At 69.6% G+C, this 16428-nt stretch carries 15 protein-coding genes; 11 read left to right on the top strand and 4 right to left on the bottom strand.

The genetic code is table 11. From position 1 onward, the window contains the following. Position 1: 1 nt before the first annotated feature. Both ACWELJ_RS11800 and ACWELJ_RS11795 read right to left on the bottom strand, forming a co-directional pair. Positions 2–988, bottom strand: a complete 987-nt coding sequence (locus ACWELJ_RS11800; RefSeq protein ID WP_452366138.1) for a glutamate ABC transporter substrate-binding protein — start codon at positions 986–988, stop codon at positions 2–4. Next, on the bottom strand, positions 985–2316 hold the full coding sequence (locus ACWELJ_RS11795) for a hypothetical protein (protein WP_452366137.1): 1332 nt from the start codon (positions 2314–2316) through the stop codon (positions 985–987). The genes ACWELJ_RS11800 and ACWELJ_RS11795 overlap by 4 nt, the downstream gene beginning before the upstream one ends. A 133-nt stretch (positions 2317–2449) precedes the next feature. Between ACWELJ_RS11795 and ACWELJ_RS11790 the strand changes: the two genes are divergently transcribed. Together ACWELJ_RS11790 and ACWELJ_RS11785 are read left to right on the top strand one after the other, a co-directional pair. Continuing rightward, a complete protein-coding gene (locus tag ACWELJ_RS11790; protein ID WP_452366136.1) occupies positions 2450–3124 on the top strand; it encodes an NUDIX domain-containing protein in 675 nt (224 codons plus the stop codon). Positions 3125–3128: 4 nt separating this feature from the next. Next, the gene (locus ACWELJ_RS11785) at positions 3129–5312 is read left to right on the top strand and encodes a molybdopterin-containing oxidoreductase family protein (RefSeq protein WP_452366135.1); all 2184 of its coding nucleotides are present in this window, start codon (positions 3129–3131) and stop codon (positions 5310–5312) included. 9 nt (positions 5313–5321) lie between these two features. On the opposite strand, the gene thiE is transcribed toward ACWELJ_RS11785, so the two are convergent. After that, positions 5322–6023, bottom strand: coding sequence for a thiamine phosphate synthase (gene thiE / locus ACWELJ_RS11780; protein ID WP_452366134.1), 702 nt, complete (start codon positions 6021–6023; stop codon positions 5322–5324). Positions 6024–6176: 153 nt separating this feature from the next. On the opposite strand from thiE, the gene thiO reads away from it, so the two are divergent. The 6 genes from thiO to ACWELJ_RS11750 all read left to right on the top strand — a co-directional run bounded on the left by thiO (position 6177) and on the right by ACWELJ_RS11750 (position 11433). Then, on the top strand, positions 6177–7244 hold the full coding sequence (gene thiO, locus ACWELJ_RS11775; RefSeq protein WP_452366133.1) for a glycine oxidase ThiO: 1068 nt from the start codon (positions 6177–6179) through the stop codon (positions 7242–7244). Next, a complete protein-coding gene (thiS, locus tag ACWELJ_RS11770) occupies positions 7241–7453 on the top strand; it encodes a sulfur carrier protein ThiS (protein WP_357284752.1) in 213 nt (70 codons plus the stop codon). The genes thiO and thiS overlap by 4 nt, the downstream gene beginning before the upstream one ends. Further along, positions 7446–8210, top strand: a complete 765-nt coding sequence (thiG, locus tag ACWELJ_RS11765) for a thiazole synthase (RefSeq protein WP_452366132.1) — start codon at positions 7446–7448, stop codon at positions 8208–8210. Before thiS ends, thiG begins: the two co-directional genes overlap by 8 nt. A 119-nt stretch (positions 8211–8329) precedes the next feature. Continuing rightward, positions 8330–9274 carry an ATP-binding cassette domain-containing protein gene (locus ACWELJ_RS11760; RefSeq protein WP_452366131.1) on the top strand — a complete coding sequence of 315 codons (945 nt, stop codon included), beginning with the start codon at positions 8330–8332 and terminating at the stop codon, positions 9272–9274. Next, on the top strand, positions 9274–10092 hold the full coding sequence (locus ACWELJ_RS11755; protein WP_452366130.1) for an ABC transporter permease: 819 nt from the start codon (positions 9274–9276) through the stop codon (positions 10090–10092). The genes ACWELJ_RS11760 and ACWELJ_RS11755 overlap by 1 nt, the downstream gene beginning before the upstream one ends. Before the next feature lie 573 nt (positions 10093–10665). Next, complete coding sequence (locus ACWELJ_RS11750; protein WP_452366157.1) at positions 10666–11433, top strand: adenylate/guanylate cyclase domain-containing protein; 768 nt, start codon at positions 10666–10668, stop codon at positions 11431–11433. A 21-nt stretch (positions 11434–11454) separates the two neighbouring features. Here ACWELJ_RS11750 and ACWELJ_RS11745 read toward each other — a convergent pair whose 3' ends face one another. Then, the gene (locus tag ACWELJ_RS11745; RefSeq protein ID WP_357284743.1) at positions 11455–11613 is read right to left on the bottom strand and encodes a hypothetical protein; all 159 of its coding nucleotides are present in this window, start codon (positions 11611–11613) and stop codon (positions 11455–11457) included. A gap of 168 nt (positions 11614–11781) precedes the next feature. Here ACWELJ_RS11745 and ACWELJ_RS11740 point away from each other — a divergent pair, with 168 nt between their 5' ends. The 3 genes from ACWELJ_RS11740 (at position 11782) to ACWELJ_RS11730 (ending at position 16422) form a co-directional block, all read left to right on the top strand. Then, positions 11782–13497: an acyclic terpene utilization AtuA family protein gene (locus tag ACWELJ_RS11740; RefSeq protein WP_452366129.1), complete on the top strand. Its 1716-nt coding sequence runs from the start codon at positions 11782–11784 to the stop codon at positions 13495–13497. A gap of 181 nt (positions 13498–13678) precedes the next feature. After that, positions 13679–14827, top strand: a complete 1149-nt coding sequence (locus ACWELJ_RS11735) for an acyl-CoA dehydrogenase family protein (protein ID WP_452366156.1) — start codon at positions 13679–13681, stop codon at positions 14825–14827. Further along, positions 14824–16422, top strand: a complete 1599-nt coding sequence (locus ACWELJ_RS11730; protein ID WP_452366128.1) for an acyl-CoA carboxylase subunit beta — start codon at positions 14824–14826, stop codon at positions 16420–16422. The genes ACWELJ_RS11735 and ACWELJ_RS11730 overlap by 4 nt, the downstream gene beginning before the upstream one ends. Positions 16423–16428: the final 6 nt, after the last annotated feature.

The raw sequence follows: 16428 nt of genomic DNA, 5'->3' as shown, positions 1-16428 counted from the left end.
GTCAGTCCTGATACCTCGGGGGCGGCGGGATGGCGGCGTCGCCGAGTTCGGCGCTGAGCCAGTGGCGGTAGAGCCGGTTCCAGGTGCCGTCGGAGCGAATCCGCTCCAGCGTGCCGTTCACGAAGCGCACCAGATCATCGGAGCCCTGCGAGATTCCGATGCCGTACTGCTCGGTGCTCAGGTTGGGCCCGACCACCTCGATGGCCGGATCCTGCTGGGCCAGCCCGGCCAGCACGGTGTCGTCGGTGCTGATCGCGTCGACCTGCCGCTGCTGCAGCACCACCAGGCAGTCGGCCCAGCTGGGGACGGTGAGGATGGAGACGGCGGGTTGGGTGCGCCGCACCAGGTCCAGGGAGGTGGTGCCGCTGACCACGCACAGCCGCTTCCCGGCCAGATCGGCGAGCCCGGTGATCCCGGAATTGCGCACCGCCAGCACCCGCTGATGCGCCTGCAGGTACGAGGTGGAGAAGGTGACCCGTTGCCGCCGTGCGCAATTGATGGTCATCGTCTTGACCACGACGTCGACGGTGTGTTCCTGCAACGCCTTCTCACGGTCCGCGGAGCCGAGGATGCGGTATTCGATGGCGCCCGGATCGCCGAGCAGGTCGCGGGCCAGTTCGCGGGCGATCTCCACGTCGAAGCCCGCCAGCGCCCCGGTGGTGGGGTCGCGGAAGCTGAACAGATTGCTGCCCGGATCCAGGCCGACCAACAGCCGGCCCCGGGCCCGGATGGCGTCGAGCGCGGGCCCGCTGCGGACGCCGGTGGGGCGCAGGCTGGCGGTGGGGTCGCCGCAGTCGGTCACCTCGGGCGGCGGGGTGGCTTGCGGCTGGGCCGTGACGGCTCCCGACGGCAGCGGCGGTTCGACGTAGCTGGGTACCCGGGTGGAGGGCGCGGGCGGCGGGGGACTGTCGTCCCCGCAGGCGGCGGTACAGGCCACGGCCGCGGTGAGGGCGGCGACCACCAGGGAACGGACCGGTCGGCTGGTCATCGGTACTCCCGCAATCGCGGCCAGAGCCCGGCGGCGATCAGCACGGCCGCGGCGGTGCAGAGCACCAGCGCGCCGGGGCCGAGCAGATCCAGGGTGCGGGCGGCGTGGGAGGTGTCGGCGCGCAACTGATTCCGGGTGTCGGCGATGCCGTCGCCGAGCGCGCGGTCCAGGGCGTCGGTCTGGGCGGTGGCCTCGGCCGCACCGGGCCCGGTGGCCACCGCGGCCGCACCGATGAAGTCGCCCTTCGAGAGGGCGTCGTTCATCCGCTGGTGAGCGGCCCGCCAGCGGTCCAGGGCAGCCGCAGCGGTCTTCACATCACCGCTGCCCGGCGCGTCGGATCGATAGCCGGACAAGATGTTCCGCAGTTTCTCGATGGCCTGGTCGTAGGTGCGGTCGTAGTCGGCGCTGGTATCACGCCGCACCAGTTTCAGGGTTTCCGCGGTGCGGGCCTGCTGGGCCAGGATGCGGCTCTCGGTCAGCGCGGCGGTCGGCACACTGCCCTTGTCACGGGCGTGGGTGGTGTCGACCGCGGAGATGAAGCCCGCGATCACCGTCCAGGACAGCAGCACCACCATGGTCGCGGTGGCCAGCAGCAGCCCGAGGTTCAGCACCCGGTGCCAGCGCCGGAACAGGAACAGCTGGGCCGCGATCAGCGCCGCCACCGCCAGCAGCGGCAGCAGGATGGCGGGCCACGGCGGCCGCACGTGATTGCGCTGGGTTTCGGTGATGGCGGCGGCCCGGTGCTCCTGCAGTTCCTGCGCCATCGGCAGCACGGACTTCTGCATGACGTTGGAGGCCTCGCTCAGATAGGCCGCGCCGACCGGCTGTCCGCTGCGATTGTTGGCCCGCGCGGTCTCGATGATGCCGGTGTAGACGGGCAGCCCGGTCGCGATGCCGGTGCGCAGCTGCGCGTCGGTGTCGGCGTCGCCGCCGGTGGACTGCACCACCAGTTCGGCGGCGGCCTGGCCGACGGCCTGGTTGTAGCGGTCACGGACCGGTTTCGGTTCCAGTCCACCGGAAATGAAGGCGGTGCCCGCGGAGGCGTCGGCCACCGACAGCGAGGTGTAGAGCCGCTGCGCCGAGTAGGCGTCGGGTTCGGATTGGTCGAGCAGGATGTCCAGGGCGTGTTGCCGATCGGTCACCGCGGTGGCGGTGACGATGCCCGCGGACACGCACAGGGCGAGCAGGATCAGCCCCATCGCGATCAGCTTGGCCGGCGACGATTCGGCGAAGGCGCGCAGTTCAGTGGTAGCGAACCGTTCGCGCCACGCTGCCGCGGCGGCGCGCGGGGAGAGCTCGTCCAGTCTCAATTCCTCAGCTCGAGCCATCCTCACCTCCCACTGACCGAAATCGAACGACCGACTTGTTCCTGCCGGATGAGCTTATTGTGGACGTACCGCCGCCGTGACGCGGGAATCCCCGCGGTAGTTCTCGGCGCGGTCGGACGATGGGATTGCGAAGATGCGTGGTGACGGCGACGGGTGGGCGGAGAGCGCGGACGGCACCCGCCAATGGGGTCGTTTCGGGGCTGCTGGGTTGTTGCTGCGCGCCCCGCTGGCCGATGGCGGTTCCGCAGTGCTGCTGCATCACCGGGCGGCCTGGACCCATCAGGGCGGCACCTGGGCGCTGCCCGGCGGCGCCCGCGACTCGCACGAGACCAGTGTCCACGCCGCGGTCCGCGAGGCCGAGGAGGAGGCGGGCATCGCGTCCGGATCGATCCGGGTGCGCGGTTCCCGGGTGACCGCGACCGCGCCCAGCGGCTGGACCTACACCACGGTCATCGCCGACGCCGCCGACCGGCTGCGCACCCGCGGCAATCTGGAGAGCCAGGACCTGGTGTGGGTGCCCGAGGACGAGGTCGAGGACCGGCCCCTGCACCCCGGATTCGCCGCCGCCTGGCCGACGCTGCGCGCCACCCCCACCCTCGTCAGCCTGGCCGGGGTCAGCGACTCCGGCGCGGTGGCGGCCGCGTTGCCGCGCACCCTGGATCTGGCCGAGCGCGGCTTCCTGTGGCTGCGCGCGTCGGGTGACGGCGCCGGCCGCACGGCCCGCATCGGCACGCTGGAATCTGGCCCGGAACAGACCGATTTGGCCGGAAATGTGTTGTTCCTCACTCTGGATCAGGTGTTGTCTTGAGGGCGTGAGCGCGCGCGAGGTCCCCACGTACTGCCGTATCTGTGAGCCGCTCTGCGGCCTGATCGCCACCGTCGAGGACGGGCGGCTGGTGCGGTTGCGCGCCGACAAGGACCATCCGCTGTCCCGCGGCAACGCCTGCCCGAAGGGCATCGCGTTCACCGAGATCCAGAACGACCCGGATCGGGTGCTGCACCCGTTGCGCCGCACGGCTTCGGGCGAGTTCGAGCGGGTCTCCTGGGACACCGCGCTCGACGAGATCGGCGCGCGGCTGCGCGCCCTGATCGGCGAGCACGGAATCGGCAGTCTCGGATGGTATTTCGGCAATCCGTCCACGTTCTCCTATTCACACACCCTGTGGATGGTGGGTTTCCAGCTCGCCGCCGGTTTGAAACACGTGTATTCGGCTGGTTCGCAGGACATCAACAACCGGTTCGTGGCCAGCGAACTGCTCTACGGTTCGTCCACCTCGGTCCCGGTGCCCGACCTGGACCGCACCGACTTCCTGCTCATGCTGGGCGCGAATCCGCTGGTCTCGCACGGCAGTGCGATGAGCGTCCCGCGCGTGCGCGACAAGCTCACCGCGATCACCAAGCGCGGGGGCCGCGTCGTCGTGGTCGATCCGCGCCGCACCGAGACGGCCAAACTGTTCGAGCACGTCGGCATCCGCCCCGACGGCGACGCCTGGCTGCTGGCCGCCCTCCTGCAGGTCATCTTCGAGGAGGACCTGCAGGACGCGCAGGCGCTGCGCCGCCAGGCTTCCGGGGTTCGCGAACTGCGTTCCGCCGTCAGCCGTTTCACCCCCGAGGCGACGGCCGAGGTCACCGGCCTGGACCCCGACCGCGTCCGCGGTCTCGCCCGCGATCTGGCCCGCGCCGATTCCGCCGCCGTCTACGGCCGCACCGGCACCTGCCTGGGCCGCCACGCCACCCTCGTCGCCTTCCTCGTCGACGCGCTGGCCTTGGTCACCGGCAATCTCGACCGGCCCGGCGGCAGCGTGTTCGGCAAGGAATTGGTGGCGATCTCCGAGCTGAACGCCCGCCTCGGCTTCATCGAATACGGCAAGAATCACTCCCGCGTCGGCGGATTCCCGGATGTGCTGGGCACTTTCCCCGCCGCCATCATGGCCAAGGAGATCACCACTCCCGGGCCGGGCCGCCTGCGCGCCCTGTTCACCTCCGCCGGCAACCCGGTCTCCTCGGTCCCGAACGGTCGCGAACTAGCCGCCGCCCTGCCGGAACTGGACCTGTTCGTCTCCATCGACCTCTATGTCAACGACACCAACCGGATCGCCGACTACATCCTCCCGGCGACCACTTTCCTCGAACGCGACGACATCCCACTCCCGTTCACGGCCCTCTCGCCGACCCCGTACACCCAGTACACCGAGCGAGTCGTCGAACCGTACGGCGAGGCCCGCGAGGAATGGCAGATCATCGACGCCATCGCGACCCGTATCGGCGTGCAGCCCTTCGCTGTCGGCCCCGCCCGCCCGCTCGGCCGCCTGCTCGGTTCCCTCCGCCGCCGCGTCCCCGCCCTGGCGTCCGCGCGCCCGACCCCGCCGCTGCTCGCCGACCTGGCCCTGCGCACCGGCCCCTACGGCGACCGCTTCGGCCTCCGCCGCAACGGGCTCAGCCTGTCCATGCTCCGCCGCCACCCGCACGGCGTGGTGCTGGCCGACGGCATCGCCACCGGCGTCCTGCGAAACATCGTGCGCCACAAGGGCGGCCGGGTACGCCTGGACCCCGACGAGATCATCATCGAACTCCGCACCCTCACCGCCCGCCGCGCAGACCCCACCTACCCCCTGCGCGTGATCGGCCTCCGAGAACTCAAGTCCCACAACTCCTGGATGCACAACGTCGAACCCCTCATGCGAGGCGACCGCGAACACACCGCCCGCATCAACCCCAAAGACGCCGCGGTAGCAGGCATCTCCGACGGCGCCCGCTGCCGCGTAACCTCCCCCCACGGCTCCATCGAGATACCAGCCCGCCTCACCGAAGACCTGACCCCCGGCACCATCGCCATCCCCCACGGCTGGGGCCACACCGGCGGCTGGCACCGAGCCAACGCCGCCGGCGGCGCCAACGTAAACGACCTGATGTCAACAGATCTCACCGACATAGAACGCCTGGCCGGCATGTCCAACCTCAACGGCATCCCGGTCCGCCTGGACCCGCTGACCTGATGGCGCTGGTTACCGGTCGTTGTCGAGGAGGCGTTGTTTGAGGGTGCGGGCGGCGGCTTCGGGGTGGTCTGCCGCGGTGATGGCGCGGACGACGACGATGCGGGTGGCGCCGGCGGCGAGGACTTCGGGGAGGGTGTGGTCGTCGATGCCGCCGATGGCGAACCAGGGGCGGGTGGGGTGGGAGTCCGTCGTGGAGCGGACGAAGTCGAGGCCGGCGGGGGTGCGGCCGGGTTTGGTGGGGGTGGCGTAGACGGGGCCGGTGCAGAAGTAGTCGATGTGTTCGTCGATGGCGGCCAGGCCGGCTTGGGCGCGGTTGTGGGTGGAGCGGCCGAGGACCACGTCGGGGCCCAGGATCTGGCGGGCGTACCAGGGCGGGAGGTCGCCTTGGCCGAGGTGGAGGACGTCGACTCCGGCGGCGAGGGCGATGTCGGCGCGGTCGTTGCAGGCGACCAGGGCGCCGTGGCGGCGGGCGACCGCTTTCAGTTCGGCCAGGGCGGCGAGTTCGGCCTTCGCCTCGAGCGGGCCGAACTGCTTCTCGCCGAGGGAACCCTTGTCGCGGAGCTGGATGATGTCGACGCCGCCGGCCAGGGCCGCTTCGGCGAAGTCCGCCAGGTCGCCCCGGTCGCGGCGGGCGTCGGTGCACAGGTAGAGCCGCGCGGTGGCGAGGCGCTCCCGTGGGGTGGCGGGCCGGTTCGGGTGGGAGGGTTGCACAGGGGTGACGGTAGTCGCGCTACGGTTGTCGGGTCGAAACGACCCGAGGGAAAACGCCCGGTGCGGCGGCTCGCGGCTTTTCCTCGAGGCCGATGTTTCGCATCGGATATATGCGGGTCCCCGGGAACGCGGGGACGAGTTAGGTGGATTCACATGCGGACTCTGGCCGTCGTCGGCGGCGGTGTGATCGGACTGTCGGTGGCCTGGCGGGCCGCCGGAGCGGGCTGGACCGTCACCCTCTTCGACCCGGCTTCGGGTACCGGATCCTCGTGGGTCGCGGGCGGGATGCTCGCGCCGCTGTCGGAGGGCTGGCCGGGGGAGGACGCGGCCCTCGCGTTCGGCGCCGCCTCGCTCGACCGCTGGCCGGGTTTCGCCGGTGATCTGAAGGCCGTCACCGGGACCGATGTCTTCGTCGCCGACGCCACCCTCACCGTCGCCCTGGACGCGGCCGACGCCGCTGACCTGCGCACCATCGCCGACTGGGTGAACGCCCGCGGCCACCAGCTGACCCTGCTGGATCGCGCGGGCGTCCGCGCGGCTGAACCGAGCCTGGGCCGCGGCGTCCGCGCCGGACTGCTCGCCGCCGCCGAACCCGCCGTCGACAATCGCGCCCTGGTGAACGCGCTGAAATTCGCCTGCCTCGAGGCCGGGGTCGAGTTCCGCCGGGAGCCGGTCGAGGACCTGACGGCGCTGCGGCACGATCGGGTCGTGCTGTCCGCGGGCGCCGCCTCCGCCCAGCTCTGGCCGGGCCTGCCGGTGCGTCCGGTGAAGGGCGAGATCCTGCGGCTGCGCCGCCGCCCGAGCGCCCCGCCCCCGCCTGCCCGGGTGATCCGGGCCCGCGTGCACGGCCGCCCTATATATCTTGTGCCGAGGGCTGACGGATTGGTGCTGGGTGCAACACAATACGAAGTCGGGTTCGACAACGCCGTCACCGTCGCCGGTGTCCGTGACCTGATCACCGATGCCGAGGCCGTCCTGCCGGGCCTGGGCGAATACGAGTTCGCCGAGGCCATCGCGGGTTCGCGTCCCGGCTCGCCGGACAATCTGCCGTTGATCGGATACCTCGACGACAAGGTGATCGTGGCCGCGGGCCACGGCCGCAACGGCATTCTGGACACCCCGGTCACGGCGGACGCCGTACTGGCCCTGCTCGCCGATACCGAGCTGCCCGAGGCGCGAGCCGCGGACCCGCACCGTTTCATCTCAGGAGGAGTTCGATGACCGCAATTCCGGTCGGCGTCACCGTCAACGGTGAGGACCACGTGTTCCCGGAGGAGCTCACCGTCCGCGAGCTGCTGGAGCGCCTGAACCTGCCGTGTCAGGGCGTGGCGCTGGCGATCGACGGCGCGGTCTTCCCGAAGTCCCGCTGGGACGAGCCGGTGGGCCGCGGCTGGGAGATCGAGGTGCTGACGGCGGTGCAGGGTGGCTAGCCCGGTCGAGCCGCTGGTCATCGCGGGCCGCGAGTTCGGGTCACGCCTGATCATGGGTACCGGCGGCGCGGAGAACCTGGCCGTGCTGGAGGAGGCGCTGCTGGCGTCGGGCACCGAGCTGACCACGGTCGCCATGCGCCGGGTGGACGCCGCGGGCGGCACCGGCGTGCTGGACCTGCTCAAGCGCCTGGAGATCGCCCCGCTGCCGAACACCGCGGGCTGCCGCACCGCCGCCGAGGCCGTGCTCACCGCGCGGCTGGGCCGCGAGGCCCTCGAAACCGATTGGGTGAAGCTGGAAGTCATCGCCGACGAGCGCACCCTGCTCCCGGATGCCATCGAATTGGTTTCCGCCGCAGAGCAATTGGTGGACGACGGCTTCACGGTGCTGCCCTACACCACCGACGACCCGGTGCTGGCCAAGCGCCTCGAGGATGTCGGTTGCGCCGCGGTCATGCCGCTGGGCTCGCCGATCGGCACCGGCCTGGGCATCGGCAATCCGCACAATATCGAGATGATCGTGGCCGCCGCGGGCGTCCCGGTGATCCTGGACGCGGGCATCGGCACCGCCAGCGATGCCGCCTTGGCCATGGAACTGGGCTGTTCGGCGGTCCTTTTGGCGACCGCGGTCACTCGCGCCCGTCAGCCCGCGGTGATGGCGGCGGCCATGGCCCGTGCGGTGGAGGGCGGTTGGCTGGCCCGGCGGGCGGGCCGCATCCCGAAACGCTTCTGGGCGCAGGCTTCCTCGCCCGGTTTCTGATTTCCCGGTCGGCGGCCTGAACCCGGAGCCGGGTCCGGGCCGTAATCATCCCCGAGGATGAGCGACGCGCGACCTTTTAGCGATAGTGCGCGCTCACTACATGGGGAAGACTGGGCAGCATGATCGAACTGAGAGGCCTGACCAAACACTACGGCCAGACCGTCGCGGTGTCGGATCTGTCGTTCACGGTCCGTCCGGGGCAGGTGACCGGCTTTCTCGGCCCGAACGGGGCGGGCAAGTCGACCACCATGCGCATGATCCTGGGGTTGGACACCCCGACCGCCGGGACCGCGCTCATCGACGGCAAGCCGTACCACGACCTGAAACGTCCCCTCGACACCGTCGGCGCGCTGCTGGACGCGAAGTGGGTGCACCCCAATCGTTCCGCGCGCTCGCATCTGCGCTGGATGGCCGCGTCCAATGACATTCCGCAGTCCCGGGTGGAGGAGGTGCTGCGCCTGGTCGGCCTCAACGAGGTGGCCGGGAAGAACGCGGGCGGCTTCTCGCTGGGCATGTCGCAGCGGCTCGGTCTGGCGGGCGCGTTGCTCGGCGACCCGCAGGTGCTGCTGTTCGACGAGCCGGTGAACGGCCTGGACCCGGAGGGCATCCTCTGGATCCGCCGTTTCATGCAGCGGCTGGCGGCGGAGGGCCGCACCGTGCTGGTGTCGAGTCACCTGCTCTCCGAGATGGCGCAGACCGCTGAGCATCTCATCGTGATCGGCCGCGGGCGGCTGATCTCCGACACCTCCACCAAGGATTTCATCGAGAAGGCGTCGGAACAGTCTGTGCGCGTGCGCAGTCCGCAGCTGGATCAGCTGCGCAGCCTGCTCACCTCGAACGGTATGACGGTGCGGGAGGACGGTGCGGAGGCCGATGGACCGGCGCTGATGGTGGCGGGCGTGACCAGCGACGCGGTCGGAAAGCTGGCCGGGGCCAATGACATCACGCTCTACGAGCTGTCCCCGCAGCGCGCGTCGCTGGAGGAGGCGTTCATGCGGATGACCGGTGGCGCGGTGCAGTACCACGGTGAAGGTTTCGATCAGGTGATGGGAGGTGGCCTCTGATGGGAGTGCTCACCGCGGAACGAATCAAACTGACCTCGACCAAGTCGCCGGTGTGGTGCACGGTGCTGCTGGCGGTGTTCGCGCTGGGGATCGCTGCTCTGTTCAGCCTGGCGTTGAACGCATCGTGGCGGGTGTTCCAGGACCAGCTGGCCGAGGGCAAGATGAATCCCTCGGACGCGCCGTACGCGGAGAACTCGATCGCGGGCCTGGGCATCACGGGTCTGGCGCAGGGGATGCCGGGCTTCGGCTACCTGATGGTGATGATCCTGGCGGCGCTGGCGGTCACCAGTGAGTACCGTTTCGGCACCATCAAGACGACCTTCCTGGCGACTCCGAGCCGGACCACCGTGCTGCTCACCAAGGCGGGCCTGATTGGTGTTGCTATGAGTTTGCTGAGCCTGGTGCTGACCTTCCTCGGATTCTTCATCTTCAAGGCCATGGTGACCCACGACGCGGGCGCCCATCTCAGCCTCACCAAGGGCGACCTGCGGGTCTTCTACGCCGTACCGCTCTTCATTCTGCTCATCGTCTTCCTGGCGATCGGCGTGGGCACGCTGATCCGGCAATCGGCGGGCGCGCTCTCGCTGCTGATCGTGTGGCCGGTGATCCTGGAGCCGATGGTGGGCGCGTTCGGCAAGGTCGGCCGGGAAATCCAGGTGCTGCTGCCGTTCCAGAACGCGGGCCTGTTCCTCGGGACCGTGGACGAGAAATCCGAGTATTGGCATTGGGGTCCTTGGGGTGGTCTCATCTACTTTGCGGCCTTCGTCGCGATCGTGTTCGGAGCCGCGCTCTTCGTGGTGAACAAACGCGATGCCTGACTCGTTTTACGAGTGATATGGACCCTGCCCGGGGAGCCGCCGGCCACTGCCCGGCACGGCGGCGCGCATCGGCCCGATACGGTTTCCGTATCGGGCCGATGTCATTCGGCCAGGTGGTTCCTACCGGACCGGCAGTGTGGTCCAGCTAACGTTTGATTCGGCCCGTGGTGGTGTAGCGCGTTGTGCTGGACGGTCGGTAGCATCGGCTCAGCAACCAAAACACTCAAACCTTCGGCGGGTCCAATGATGTGGCCGCTAGCACCGATCGGGAGGTGTCCGGTGGCAATCATTAATCCATCTCATGGCGGAACGCTGGGATACGCTCTGGGCGTGAGCGAACGACCCTCCGACGGCGGAGACCGCGCCAAAGACGCGAACCGCACGGACGGACTGGGGACCGATCGCAACCGCTCGCGTGACGCGGGCGGGAACCGGGGGCGCGACCAACCGCGTATCGACCCGGATGTGGTCATCCCGCTGATCCCCGCAGAGCTTTCCGAGGACCCGGAGGACCCGGACGACCTCGATGGGCAGCCGCGTCGCCGCGGCCGCTTCCCGGGCCAGCTCTCGGCCCTGGTCACCGCCGCCAATCAGCGCGGCGACATCATCGGCGTGATCCGCAAGGCGCGCGAGAACCTGCCCGGCGACCCGGGTTTCGGCGATCCGCTCTCGGTCTCCGGGCCGGGCGGGGTGCGCGCGGTGGCTCGTGCGGCGGACAAGCTGGTCGGCGATTCGCCCAGCGCCGCACGCGAATTGGGGCTGGGCGCGCTGCAGGTGTGGCAGGCCATGCTGGAGCGGGTCGGCAAGGGCCGCGGCTCCGACGAGATCACCATCATGTTCACCGATCTGGTGGCCTTCTCCAGCTGGTCGCTGGCGGCGGGCGACGAGGTGACCCTGGACCTGCTGCGCCGGGTGGCCAAGGCCATCGAGCCGCCGATCGTGGATCGGGGTGGTCAGGTGGTCAAGCGCATGGGTGATGGCGTGATGGCCGTCTTCCCGTCCGCGGACCGGGCCGTGCGGGCCGCCGTCGCCGCCAAGGAGAACCTGTCGGCCGTGTCGGTGGACGGCTACCGCCCGCAGATGCGCCTGGGCCTGCACACCGGCAGCCCCCGCGAGATCGGCGGCGACTGGCTCGGCATCGACGTGAACATCGCGGCTCGCGTCATGGAGGCCGGCGGAAACGGCAACACCATGCTCTCGGGTGTCACCCTGGACGCTTTGAAGCCGGAGACCCTGGAAGAACTCGGCCTGGGCGTGAAGCCCTACCGCCGCAGCTTCTTCGCGGCCCCGCTCAGCGGCGTCCCCGAAGACCTGCGCATCTTCCGCCTCGAAGCCGAGTGAAGTCCCGAAGCGTCCGAGGGTTCAGTTACTCATCCACAGGATCGCGCCCACTGCTGCCAGCACGCCACAGACGGCGAGCGCCACGGCCAGTGGGCGCGAGGTCTTGAACAGCGAGTACGCGCCGCCGAAGAGGAATCCGGCGAGCGCTAGCAGGATGAGCGCGCTGACGTCTGTGGACACCCGTTCAGTCTGCCTGACGGTTGCCGCCACCCCGGTACCCGGCCCTGACCTGGCGTTTCCGTAAATAACAAGCACGCGGGCTTGATTTTTTCCGCCCCTGATGTGACCCTGTAACCGACCGCAGCATCGAGGCTGCGCCGGCTTCGGGCGCACACAGGGAGGCCCTCCATGAGTCAGCTCGCCGACACTCCGGATCTCATCCGTATCGGCAACTGTTCCGGGTTCTACGGCGATCGCATGAGCGCCATGCGGGAGATGCTCGAGGGTGGGCAGCTCGACGTGCTCACCGGTGACTATCTGGCCGAGCTCACCATGCTGATCCTGGGTCGTGACCGCATGAAGGACGCGAACCTGGGCTACGCCAAAACCTTTGTGCGGCAACTGGAGGACAGCCTGGGCCTGGCCCTGGAGTCCGGGGTCAAGATCGTCACCAACGCGGGCGGCCTGAATCCGGCCGGTCTCGCGCAGCGGGTCCGCGAAGTGGCCGAAAAGCTCGGTCTCGCACCGAAGGTCGCGTATGTGACGGGTGACGACCTGCTGGCCCGCGCCGGTGAACTGGGCCTGGGCGCGCCGCTCACCGCGAACGCCTACCTCGGCGCATGGGGCATCGCCGAGTGCCTGACCGCGGGCGCGGACATCGTGGTGACCGGCCGGGTCACCGACGCCTCGGTGGTGGTCGGCCCGGCCGCCGCCCATTTCGGCTGGGGCCGAGCCGATTACGACGCGCTGGCCGGTGCGGTGGTGGCGGGTCACGTCATCGAGTGCAGCACCCAGGCCACCGGCGGCAACTTCGCGTTCTTCACCGAACTCGCGGATCTGGGTCGTCCCGGCTTCCCGATCGCGGAGGTCCGCCGCGACGGCAGCAGCGTCATCACCAAGCACGAGGGCACCGGCGGGGCGGTCACCGTGGACACCGTCAAGGCCCAGCTCATGTACGAAATCCAGAGCGCGCGCTACGCGGGCCCGGACGTCACCACCCGCCTCGACAGCATCCAGGTCAGCCAGGAGGGCCCGGATCGCGTGCTGATCAGCGGCGTGACCGGTGAGGCCCCGCCGCCGCAGACCAAGGTGTCCACCAACACCATCGGCGGCTTCCGCAACGAGATGCAGTTCATCCTCACCGGTCTGGACATCGAGGCCAAGGCGGCCCTGGCGCAGCGGCAATTGGAGTCGTGGCTGACCGTCCGCCCGGCGGAACTGGACTGGACCCTGGCCCGGCTGGACCGCCCCGACGCCGACACCGAGGAGCAGGCCAGCGCGCTGTTGCGCTGCGTGGTCCGCGACCCGGATCCGAACAAGGTGGGCCGCTCCTTCTCCAGTGTCGCAGTGGAATTGGCGCTGGCCAGCTTCCCCGGCTTCTCGCTGACGGCCCCGCCCGGGAACGGCGGCCCGTACGCGGTGTTCACGCCCGGATACGTGGATGCCAAGGAGGTTCCGCACACCGCGGTCCTGCCCGACGGCTCCGAGGTGGCGATCGCCCCGGCGGGAGAGACCCTCGAACTGGACGCGGTCGCGGAACCGGAACTGCCGCAGCCGCTTCCGGCCGGATCCACCGCCCGCGCCCCGTTGGGCCGCATCGCTCTGGCGCGCAGTGGCGACAAGGGCGGCAATGCCAATATCGGCGTCTGGGTGCGCACCGAGGAGCAGTGGCGCTGGCTGGCGAACACGCTGACCGTCGAGGAACTGCGCCGCCTGCTACCCGAAACCGCCGACCTGCCCGTAACCCGGCACGTGCTGCCGAATCTGCGGGCGCTGAACTTCATCGTCGAGGGCTTGCTGGGCCAGGGCGTGGCCTATCAGGCCCGCTTCGACCCGCAGGCCAAGGGCCTGGGCGAGTGGCTGCGCGCCCGGTTCCTGGATATCCCCGTGGAGTTGCTGCCGTGACCCGCCAGGCGGGGTCCGTGGCGCCGCGGTCGGTCGCGGTCCGGGAGACGGCTGGGCCTCGGCTCGGTCGGTGCGATGGGGTTCGAGCAGGCGGAAATACGGTGCCGCGGTGGATGAACCGGCGCGGCGGGCGAGGGTTCGGCCTCGCGGAAGGGAATGGGGCGATATGAGCGCCGAATATGTGAGCCCGTGGCAGACGCCCGAGCGCCGCGAATTGCGCGCCACCGTGCGCGGTTTCGCGGAGCGGGAGGTGCTGCCCTACCTGGACGAGTGGGAGCGGGAGGGGCTGCTGCCGCGCGAGCTGCACAAGAAGGCGGGCGCGCTGGGGCTGCTGGGCATCCAGTTCCCCGAATCCGCGGGCGGTTCCGGCGGTGACGCCATCGACGCGGCCATCGTGGCCGAGGAGATGCACTACGCGGGTTGTTCGGGTGGTCTGTTCGCATCCCTGTTCACCTGCGGTATCGCGGTGCCGCACATCATCGCCTCCGGAAATTCCGAGCACATCGAGCGGTGGGTGAAGCCGACGCTGGCGGGGGAGAAGATCGGCTCGCTGGCCATCACCGAGCCGGGCGGCGGTTCGGATGTCGGGCACCTGCGCACCGCCGCGGTGCGTGACGGCGACGACTTCATCGTGAACGGCGCCAAGACCTTCATCACCTCCGGTGTGCGCGCCGACTACGTGGTGACCGCGGTCCGCACCGGCGGGCCCGGCGCCGCCGGCGTCTCGCTGCTGGCGGTGGAGAAGGGCACGCCCGGTTTCACGGTCAGCCGCAAGCTGGAGAAGATGGGCTGGCTCTGCTCGGACACCGCCGAGCTCTCGTATGTCGATGTGCGGGTGCCGGTCTCGAACCTGGTGGGTCCGGAGAACAGTGGATTCGCCCAGATCGCACAGGCTTTCGTGAGCGAGCGGGTGGGTCTGGCCGTGCAGGCGTACGGGCACGCGCAGCGCTGCCTGGACCTGACCCTGCAATGGACCCGGGATCGGGAGACCTTCGGCCGTCCGCTGATCAGCCGCCAGGCCGTGCAGAACACGCTGTCGGAGATGGCCCGCCGCATCGACGTGGCCCGCGTCTACACCCATGTGCTGGCCGAGCGCTCGGCGCGGGGGGAGACCGATCTGATCGCCGAGGTCTGCTTCGCCAAGAACACCGCGGTGGAGACCGCCGAATGGGTTGCCCACCAGGCGGTTCAGCTGTTCGGCGGCCTCGGCTACATGCGCGAGTCCGAGGTCGAGCGGCATTACCGCGATGTCCGCATCCTCGGTATCGGCGGCGGCACCAACGAGATTCTGACCAGCCTCGCGGCCAAGCGATTGGGGTTCCAGTCTTGAGCATTCTGCGCACAACCATCGATCCGGCGTCGGCGGACTACCGATCCGCCGCCGAGGCCATGACCACCAAGCTGGCCGAGGTGGAGGCCGAGTACGCCAAGAACATCGCGGGCGGCGGCCCGGACAAGATGGCCCGGCACCGCAAGCGTGGCAAGCTGACCGCGCGCGAGCGCATCGAGCTGCTCATCGACGAGGATTCGCCGTTCCTGGAGCTGGCCCCGCTGGCCGCCTGGGGCAGTGACTTCCACGTGGGCGCGAGCGTGATCGCGGGCATCGGCATCGTCGAGGGCGTCGAGTGCATGATCGTCGCGCCGGATCCGACCGTGCGCGGCGGTACCTCGAATCCGTGGACCCTGCGCAAGAACCTGCGTATGAACGACATCGCGCTGGAGAACCGGCTCCCGGTCATCGGCCTGGTCGAGTCGGGCGGCGCGGATCTGCCGACGCAGAAAGAGGTCTTCGTCCCCGGCGGGCGCATGTTCCGGGACCTGACCCGACTCTCGGCGGCCGGAATCCCCACCATCGCACTGGTTTTCGGCAACTCGACGGCCGGTGGCGCGTACGTCCCGGGCATGTCCGACTACACGGTCATGATCAAGGAGCGCTCCAAGGTGTTCCTGGGCGGCCCGCCGCTGGTGAAGATGGCCACCGGTGAGGAGTCCGACGACGAGTCGCTCGGCGGTGCGGAAATGCACGCGCGGGTCTCGGGTCTGGCCGACTACCTGGCCGTGGACGAACAGGACGCGATTCGCCTGGGCCGCTCCATCGTCAAGCGCCTGAACTGGCGGAAGCAGGGCCCGGCCCCGCGCACCGAGGTGATCGAGCCGCTGTTCGATGCCGAGGAACTGCTCGGCATCGTGCCCTCCGACCTCAAGATCCCGTTCGATCCGCGCGAGGTCATCGCCCGCGTGGTCGACGGCTCGGATTTCGACGAGTTCAAGCCGCTCTACGGATCCAGTCTGGTGACCGGCTGGGCGGAGCTGCACGGCTACCCGGTCGGCATTCTCGCCAACGCGCGCGGCGTGCTGTTCTCCGAGGAGTCGCAGAAGGCCACCCAGTTCATCCAGCTGGCCAATCAGAAGAACACCCCGCTGCTGTTCCTGCACAACACCACCGGCTACATGGTCGGCAAGGAGTACGAGCAGAAGGGCATCATCAAGCACGGCGCGATGATGATCAACGCGGTCTCGAACTCGAAGGTGCCGCACATCTCGGTGCTGATGGGCGCGTCCTACGGCGCGGGCCACTACGGCATGTGTGGTCGCGCCTACGACCCGCGTTTCGTGTTCGCCTGGCCCAGTGCGAAATCCGCCGTCATGGGCGGTGCGCAGCTGGCGGGCGTCATCTCCATCGTGGGCCGGGCCGCCAACGAGGCGCGAGGCATCCCGTTCAACGAGGAGCAGGATGCCGGGCTGCGCGCCATGATCGAGGCGCAGATCGAGGCCGAATCGCTGCCCATGTTCATGTCGGGCCGCCTCTACGACGACGGCGTCATCGACCCCCGTGACACCCGCACGGTGTTGGGAATGGCGTTGTCCGCCATTCACAATGCCCCGATCAAGGGCGCCGAGGGCTTCGGCGTCTTCCGGATGTGAGGCCGA

The sequence above is a fragment of the Nocardia sp. NPDC004582 genome, assembly GCF_053602115.1.
The sequence above is the reverse complement of the archived record's forward strand: the minus strand, read 5'-3'. Positions and strand labels throughout refer to the sequence as shown.